Origin of the sequence: Streptococcus australis, from assembly GCF_019930045.1 — a bacterium.
Classification (GTDB): domain Bacteria; phylum Bacillota; class Bacilli; order Lactobacillales; family Streptococcaceae; genus Streptococcus; species Streptococcus australis_D.
This window is the reverse complement of the sequence record NZ_JAHZQQ010000067.1, coordinates 1-7843: the sequence shown is the minus strand read 5'-3', so window position 1 is coordinate 7843 and position 7843 is coordinate 1. Positions and strand designations below refer to the sequence as shown.

The following is a 7843-nucleotide window of genomic DNA, read 5'->3' as shown; positions in this document are numbered from 1 at the left end:
GTGTGAATACTTACAGTTTACCCCAATGAAACGCTATGAGTTTTTTTGTTGCACTATATTTTACAATTTATCATGAGAAAGAAATATCACAAATTATGCTATAATAGTAAAATCAAAGAGTTTAAAAGGAGCCTATCTTCCTAGAGGACTGACTACATAGAACAAGAGGTACTGACATGACTGCACAAAAAATGACTGCACAAGAGATTATCGCCTTTATCGGCAATGCAGAAAAGAAAACAAATGTAAAAGTAACCTTTGAAGGGGAATTGACAGGAGATCTTCCAGCATCCGTTGTAAAACTAGGCAATGTCCTATTTGGAGACTGGAAAGAGATTGAGCCCCTTCTTGCCAACTTAACAGAAAATAAAGATTATATCGTAGAGCAAGATGGGCGTAATTCGGCAGTGCCTTTGCTAGACAAGCGCTATTTGAATGCCCGGATTGAACCTGGTGCGATCATTCGAGACCAGGTGACCATTGAAGACAATGCGGTGATTATGATGGGAGCGGTCATCAATATCGGGGCTGAAATCGGTGCGGGGACCATGATCGATATGGGAGCTATTCTTGGTGGCCGTGCAACGGTTGGTAAAAACAGTCATATCGGAGCAGGAGCAGTCCTTGCCGGTGTGATTGAGCCAGCCTCTGCAGAACCAGTCCGAATCGGGGATAACGTATTGGTGGGAGCCAATGCCGTCGTCATCGAAGGGGTTCAAGTTGGTAATGGCTCCGTCGTAGCGGCAGGAGCTATTGTAACGCAGGATGTGCCTGAAAATGTAGTGGTAGCAGGTGTGCCTGCGCGCGTGATCAAGACGATTGACGAACAGACGCAACAAAAAACAGCACTTGAGGATGCCTTGCGTAACCTATAATAGAGGAATAAGAAAAGGAAGCTGGGGGATACCTCGGCTTCTTCTCAAAAGAGGAAGACTGATATGACACTTGATTTAGTAAAAATTCGGCGGGACCTGCATCAAATCCCAGAAATTGGACTAGAAGAATTTAAAACACAAGCCTATCTCTTGGAGCGGATCGCAGAAATCACTGAGGGCAAAGAATTCGTCGAGCAACGGACCTGGCGGACAGGGATCTTAGTTTTTTTGAAGGGATCCAATCCCGAAAAGACCATTGGCTGGCGGACAGATATTGATGGACTGCCCATTATCGAGCAAACTGGTCTTGATTTTGCCTCCCACCACGAAGGTCGGATGCATGCCTGTGGCCATGATGTCCATATGACGCTGGCCTTGGGCTTGTTGGAACAACTGGTCCACGTACAACCGAAGAACAATCTCTTATTCCTCTTTCAACCGGCCGAGGAAAATGAAGCTGGAGGCATGCTCATGTATGAGGATGGGGCCTTTGGAGATTGGTTGCCTGATCAATTCTACGGTCTCCATGTCCGTCCAGACCTAAAGGTAGGTGAGATTGCGACCAATCGTGGGACGCTCTTTGCAGGAACCTGTGAAGTCAAGCTGACCTTTAAAGGAAAAGGTGGACACGCCGCTTTTCCCCATGAAGCCAAGGATGCCCTAGTCGCTGCCAGCTATTTTGTCACCCAGGTGCAAACCATTGTCAGCCGCAATGTCGATCCTATCGAGGGAGCGGTTGTAACCTTCGGTTCCATGCATGCGGGAACGACCAATAATGTCATTGCGGAGACGGCCTTTCTGCATGGGACGATTCGGACTCTGACCATGGAAATGAACCTCTTGACCCAGAAGCGACTCGAGACGATTGCGAGAGGGGTTGCAGATGTTTTTGATATAGAGCTAGATCTTGAACTTAAGCAAGGGGGCTATTTGCCGGTGGAAAACAATCCGGACTTGGCAGATGAACTGATGACCTTCTTTGATCAAGCAGAAGATGTGACTCTGATTGATATCCTGCCCGCGATGACCGGAGAGGATTTTGGTTATCTCTTGTCAAAAGTGGATGGGGTCATGTTCTGGTTGGGAGTGGACAGTCCTTATGCCCTCCACCATCCTCAGATGAGTCCCAAGGAAGAAGCTCTGCACTTTGGGGTCAAAGCCATTAGTCCTTTCTTACAAATGAAAGCCAACCAATAAAGAAAGATGGAAATGAAAGCAAGTATTCGAAAAAGTGTGTTGAAGAAGATGAAAGGCTTGGAGCCGGAGAACAAGCGAAGGGTTGACCAAGCCTTGATACAGCGGTTGCGCTCCTTGCCAGCTTACCAAGAAGCAAGCGTTATGGCGACCTATTTGTCCTTCCCGCATGAAGTGGATACGAGTTTTCTGATTGACGCAGCTCAAGCCGATGGCAAGCAGGTCGTCATTCCGAAAACCTATCCAAAAGGACGTATGGAATTTGTGGCCTATGATCCGCAGAAGTTGAAACAAACAGCCTTTGGCCTCTTGGAACCAGAGGAGGGGAGCCAAGCAATAGATCAGTCGGAGATTGATTTGATCCATGTTCCTGGAGTAGCCTTTCAAAAGGATGGCTACCGGCTGGGCTATGGAGGAGGCTATTACGATCGCTATTTGGCAGATTTTGACGGAGCGACTGTCAGCACCATCTATGCTTGCCAAGAAGCAGACTTTTCACCTGCTCCCCATGATATCCCAGTACAGGAGGTTCTAGTGGATGAATCAACTATTTGATAAGAAATACCCAGTGACCAGTAGCTTACTTCTAGTAACAACCGGTGTTTTTCTATCCATGATGCTGGTTCGTGGCTTTGATTATGAATCGGTCCAAACTGTCTACGATTTTGGAGGAGTATTAGGCGCTCAAATCCAATTCAATCCCAGCCAAAGTTGGCGTTTATTTTCTGCCATCTTTGTTCATATCGGATTACAACATTTTGTTTTAAACATGGTTACCCTCTATTTTATCGGAAGAATCGCAGAAGATTTATTTGGCTCGAAGGCTTTTTTAGCCCTCTACCTCTTGTCTGGGTTGATGGGAAATCTCTTTGTGATGATTTTTTCACCTCTTGCTGTCGCAGCTGGAGCTTCTACCGCCTTATTTGGTATCTTTGGTGCTATTGCCAGTTTACGTTTTATCGCTCGGAGTCCCTACCTTCAGTACTTGAGCCAAAGCTATACTTCCTTGATTCTGATCAATATTCTCTTTAGCTTTATGCCGGGGATTAGTCTAGCAGGTCACCTAGGAGGTTTGGTAGGAGGAGGGATTCTAGCCTTTGTCTTTCCAGTATATGGGGAGCGCGACAGTGTGAAAAAGAGTTGGCGACGGACTGCTTTTCTCTTCTATGTCCTCCTCGCTAGTCTCCTATATGCCTCCCCAATTCTTTTTGGAGTCACTTATTAAAACGTAGTGAAAATGTAATAATTCTGAAAACTGAGTGAAGTCTCAGTTTTTTTGTATATATTTCCAAAAACATGCAAAGGAAGTCAAAAAGTTGCTAAAAAGCTGTATAAAGATACCGTAAGAAAGCGCTTGCAAAAAGGATTGAAAAGGAGTAAACTAACAATTGTAAATATCTTTCTTATCCATTCATAAAATGGATAAAATATTAAATAAAAGGAGATTTGCAATGAAAAAATGGTTGATTAAGCTCTCGTTAGTAGCGATGGCTCTCTTGCTTCTTCCGATTCAAGCTGTTGAGGCTTGCTGTGGTTTCATTATTGGAAGACAGTTGACCAAGGATGGCTCGACCTTGTTTGGTCGCACGGAGGATTATCCTTACTATCCAAACGGCGGAAAACACAACAAAAACTATGTTGTTGTTGATGCCAAGAATTATAAGGAAGGGGACCAAATTCAGGACGAATCCAATGGTTTCACCTATCCTCATGCTGCCAGCGAAATGAAATACACAGCTGCTTATGATTCCGCTCGTGGAGATGGTAGCAATGGTGCATTTGGGGAACATGGCTTTAACGAAGCGGGTGTTTCCATGACTGCCACTGTTACAGCAATTCCAAATAAAAAGGTATTAGAAAAAGATCCACTGAAAAAAGATGGACTTCCAGAAGCTGCTATGCTCGACGTAATCTTACCTCGTGCAAAAACAGCTCGTGAAGCAATCGAATTACTTGGAAAAGTTATCGAAGAAAAGGGATCAGCTGAAGGAAATACAGTTGTAGTTGCTGACCAAAACGAGACATGGTATATGGAAATTCTTTCAGGTCATCAATATGTGGCTGTAAAAGTACCTGAAGATAAATATGCAGTTTTTGCGAATACCTATTACCTTGGTCATGTCGACTTGAATGACACTGAAAATGTCATCGCCTCTAAAGATGTTGAAAAAGTAGCAAAAGAATCAGGAAGTTACAAGACTGATAAAGATGGCAACTTCCATATTGCTAAGTCTTACGGACCTGAAAAATATGCAGAAGGGGACCGTTCTCGGACTTATGCAGGGATTACAGTACTTGATCCAGAGTCTAAAGTGACTTACGAGGATGACGAATACGAACTATTCCGTTCTCCAACTAATCCAAATAAGAAATTTACTTTAGAAGATGCCTTTGCTATGCAACGGAATCGCTTTGAACACTTAAATGGTCGCTTCGTACCGGACGATCAAATTGGAGTGAAGAAACAAGGTGACAATGGCGCAAACGACACGGTTCGCAAGGATCAATACAAATATGCTTTAGGAAACGAAAACGTTATCGATGCCCATGTCTACCAAATCAATCCGAACCTTCCAAAATCATTTGGTGGTACAGTTTGGTTAGGAATGGGGCCATCACGGAACACTCCATATGTCCCATTCTATGGAAATGTGAAAGACACTTATGAAGCCTTTAAACCACAAACAGAAACCTATGATCCAAATTCTTGGTATTGGACTGTTTGGCATATTGACAACATGGCAATCAATAACCAAGATGTCTTTGGAAAATCAGTCCAAGATCACTGGAAAGCTCTTGAAAAACAATTGATTATTGAACAAGAAGCTAGTGATGCGAAATATAAAGCTTTGAAAGATAATCCGGAAGCTGCTAAAGCAGTAGAAGACGAAGTTACAGCAAATGCTCTTGCACTTTCTAAAAAACTATTTGAACACTTCAAATCTTATGAAGCAGATATGCATGCGCGTTTGATTGAGTTAGGTCGTAAAGATGATCCATATCGTGCCTCTAAGCCAGATGATTACAAAGACCCAGAACCAGAAAAACCAGTTCAACCAGAAAAACCGGTTCAACCGGACAAACCAGTAGAACCAGAAAAACCAGTTCAACCGGAAAAACCAGTACAGCCAGAAAAAACTCAGCCAATTCAAACGAAAGTCAATGAAGAAGGCAATCCAAATAACCGTTTCGGTTATGCAGCTACAAAAGATAAGGAATCTTATGTTTCTACTAAAGTTGAAATATTTGTGAAACCAGAAGAAAAGGTTCAAGACCCATCTGAAGCAGTTTCAGCTGGTAATGGCGGAAATGAGAACAATCGTTTTGGTTCGTCTTTCGAGAAAGCAACTGTTGAAACTTTCCCAAATACAAATTATTCTTACAATGTTCATCCTTAAACAATAAGAATTAAAAAGTGAATTGGACCAAGTCCAATAAAAAGAAAGAGGCTGGATTTTTTATCCAGTCTCTTTTTTACGAAAAAAGATTGACCATTGTAAGGTAGCAAAGCCCTTACATTATATGGCCAGTCTTTTTGTATTCTTTTGATTTGTAAATGATTAGTCTGCAGTTTGTTCAGATGCTTCTAATTTTTTCCCAAGGTCGATAATATATTGTTTAAGATCATTTTTGACTTGTGGGTGTTTCAAAGCATAGTCAATAGAAGTTTTCATAAAGCCAAATTTATCCCCCACATCGTAACGTTGCCCTTTAAATTCACGGGCAAAGACGCGTTGTGTTTTATTAAGGGTGTCGATCGCATCCGTCAATTGAATTTCATTGCCAGCACCTGGTTCTTGATTTGCAAGAATATCAAAGATCTCAGGAGTTAAGAGGTAGCGTCCGATAATGGCAAGGTCACTTGGTGCTTCCTCGGGTGCTGGTTTTTCTACAAAGGTTTCAACGCTATAAAGTCCGTTGATTCCTTCTCCTTGAGGAGCAATGACTCCGTAAGCAGAAACCTCTTCGTGAGGGACTTCCATCACAGCTATCGTTGATGCATGGGTTTCATCGTAGTCGTTCATCAATTGTTTGGTCAATGGCAGGGCATCGTCATTGGTGATATCCATGAGGTCATCTCCCAACATGACGACGAAAGGCTCATTTCCAACGAAGGCTTTAGCCTGAAGAACAGCATCTCCAAGTCCACGGGGATGTTTTTGACGAATGAAGTGGAGACGCATCCCTGTTGTTTCGTCTACTAATTTCAAAAGGTCATTTTTCCCTTTTTCTTTGAGGTTATACTCTAGTTCAAAATTTGAATCGAAGTGGTCTTCGATTGAACGTTTTGATTTGCCCGTTACAACCAGAATGTCTTCGATACCTGATTTGAGAGCTTCCTCTACAATAAATTGAATCGTCGGTTTGTCAACGATTGGTAACATTTCTTTTGCCAGAGCTTTGGTAGCTGGGAGGAAGCGGGTCCCCAAGCCAGCTGCAGGAATGACTGCTTTTCTAACTTTAGTCATGCGGTTTCCTTTCTAAAAGGTAGGATTTATGATAGGGTGGTTGACTTATTTCCACTCGTTTTCTTCTTTAAATTCATTGCTCATCATGTTGTGGATGGCTTCGCGGATATCTTTTCCTTCGTAGATGACTTGGTAAATGGCCTGTGTAATCGGCATATAGACATCCAATTCTTGCGCCAGTTCATGGGCGACTTTGGTCGTAGAAATCCCCTCAATGATCATCCCCATGTTGGCTTCAATGTCCACTAATTTTTCACCACGTCCGAGAGCATCCCCAGCTCGCCAGTTGCGGGAGTGGACAGAAGTTCCGGTAACGATCAAGTCACCGACCCCAGATAAACCACTATAGGTCAAGGGGCTAGCTCCGAGCTTAACACCAAGGCGCGTGATTTCAGCGAGACCGCGCGTGATGATGGCTGCTTTGGCATTGTCACCATAACCAAGACCGTGCAGGGCTCCAGCCCCGACCGCGATGATATTTTTCAAGGCCCCAGCAGTTTCCACTCCGATAACATCTGTATTGGTATACAGACGGAAGTAGTGGTTGCTAAAGAGTTCTTGAACATAGCGGGCAACTTCTAAATCTTTAGAGGCTGCTGTAATGAGAGTGATGTCCCGTACGATGGTCTCTTCCGCGTGACTTGGTCCAGAAACAACTACAACCTCACTGCGAAGAGAAGCGGGGATTTCTTCTTCAAGGATTTGGGAAATTCGATCATGTGTACCAGGCTCTAACCCTTTGGATGCGTGCATGACTGTTACAGGGTGATCCAGTGTTTCAGCGACTTGTTTAGCGACCAGGCGGGTCACCTTTGTAGGAACGACAAAAAGGATAGCGTCTATTCCGTCCAAGGCAGCTTTCAAATCAGTCGTAGCAGTGATTTCTTCACTAATAACGATATCTTTGAAATAGCGTTTGTTGGTATGATCAGTATTGATTTCATCGATTTGTTCTTGGATATTCCCCCAGAGACGGACTTCATGGCCGTTATCATTGAGGACTTGTGAAAGGGCTGTTCCCCATGAACCAGGACCCAATACTGCAACGGTTTGTTTTTCCATTGTATCTTCCATTTCTATGTCTATTTTTCAACAAGGCTAGGAGTCTAGCGCTTGCGCCTTCGAAACGGCCCCAAGTGAGCCTTGAAGGACAACTCTATTCTTCTCTCTATTTTAACATATTATAGGTAAAAAAACTTGTATGACTATCAATTGTTTTATGAAGAAATTTCATTCCCCAATTGTCAAGTCAAGTGCAACAAAGTCATTCCTCTGATTAAGCGAGTGTTCTTCCAGCTGTTTGAG

Annotated in this window: 7 protein-coding genes; 5 read left to right on the top strand and 2 right to left on the bottom strand. The window is 43.3% G+C overall.

What is annotated here, in order from left to right; translation table 11 throughout:
• The first annotated feature begins 176 nt into the window (after positions 1–176).
• The 5 genes from dapD (at position 177) to K1J10_RS09565 (ending at position 5467) form a co-directional block, all read left to right on the top strand.
• Positions 177–875 carry a 2,3,4,5-tetrahydropyridine-2,6-dicarboxylate N-acetyltransferase gene (gene dapD, locus K1J10_RS09585; RefSeq protein ID WP_195563606.1) on the top strand — a complete coding sequence of 233 codons (699 nt, stop codon included), beginning with the start codon at positions 177–179 and terminating at the stop codon, positions 873–875.
• A gap of 63 nt (positions 876–938) precedes the next feature.
• Complete coding sequence (locus K1J10_RS09580; RefSeq protein ID WP_195563605.1) at positions 939–2072, top strand: N-acetyldiaminopimelate deacetylase; 1134 nt, start codon at positions 939–941, stop codon at positions 2070–2072.
• A 12-nt stretch (positions 2073–2084) separates the two neighbouring features.
• Entirely contained in the window at positions 2085–2624 is a 540-nt protein-coding gene (locus tag K1J10_RS09575) for a 5-formyltetrahydrofolate cyclo-ligase (protein WP_195563604.1), read from the top strand.
• On the top strand, positions 2608–3294 hold the full coding sequence (locus K1J10_RS09570) for a rhomboid family intramembrane serine protease (RefSeq protein ID WP_195563603.1): 687 nt from the start codon (positions 2608–2610) through the stop codon (positions 3292–3294). Before K1J10_RS09575 ends, K1J10_RS09570 begins: the two co-directional genes overlap by 17 nt.
• Before the next feature lie 226 nt (positions 3295–3520).
• Complete coding sequence (locus tag K1J10_RS09565; protein ID WP_223357098.1) at positions 3521–5467, top strand: C69 family dipeptidase; 1947 nt, start codon at positions 3521–3523, stop codon at positions 5465–5467.
• Between the two features lie 162 nt (positions 5468–5629).
• Here K1J10_RS09565 and galU read toward each other — a convergent pair whose 3' ends face one another.
• Together galU and K1J10_RS09555 are read right to left on the bottom strand one after the other, a co-directional pair.
• On the bottom strand, positions 5630–6538 hold the full coding sequence (gene galU, locus K1J10_RS09560) for a UTP--glucose-1-phosphate uridylyltransferase GalU (protein WP_223357097.1): 909 nt from the start codon (positions 6536–6538) through the stop codon (positions 5630–5632).
• A 45-nt stretch (positions 6539–6583) separates the two neighbouring features.
• Positions 6584–7600: an NAD(P)H-dependent glycerol-3-phosphate dehydrogenase gene (locus K1J10_RS09555; RefSeq protein WP_223357096.1), complete on the bottom strand. Its 1017-nt coding sequence runs from the start codon at positions 7598–7600 to the stop codon at positions 6584–6586.
• Positions 7601–7843: the final 243 nt, after the last annotated feature.

What these genes read in the sequence shown, in the direction of transcription:
- galU (WP_223357097.1), bottom strand. Translation starts at nt 6,538, where the DNA reads ATGACTAAAGTTAGAAAAGCAGTCATTCCTGCAGCTGGCTTGGGGACC.
- K1J10_RS09565 (WP_223357098.1), top strand. Translation starts at nt 3,521, where the DNA reads ATGAAAAAATGGTTGATTAAGCTCTCGTTAGTAGCGATGGCTCTCTTG.
- K1J10_RS09580 (WP_195563605.1), top strand. Translation starts at nt 939, where the DNA reads ATGACACTTGATTTAGTAAAAATTCGGCGGGACCTGCATCAAATCCCA.
- dapD (WP_195563606.1), top strand. Translation starts at nt 177, where the DNA reads ATGACTGCACAAAAAATGACTGCACAAGAGATTATCGCCTTTATCGGC.
- K1J10_RS09555 (WP_223357096.1), bottom strand. Translation starts at nt 7,600, where the DNA reads ATGGAAAAACAAACCGTTGCAGTATTGGGTCCTGGTTCATGGGGAACA.
- K1J10_RS09570 (WP_195563603.1), top strand. Translation starts at nt 2,608, where the DNA reads ATGAATCAACTATTTGATAAGAAATACCCAGTGACCAGTAGCTTACTT.
- K1J10_RS09575 (WP_195563604.1), top strand. Translation starts at nt 2,085, where the DNA reads ATGAAAGCAAGTATTCGAAAAAGTGTGTTGAAGAAGATGAAAGGCTTG.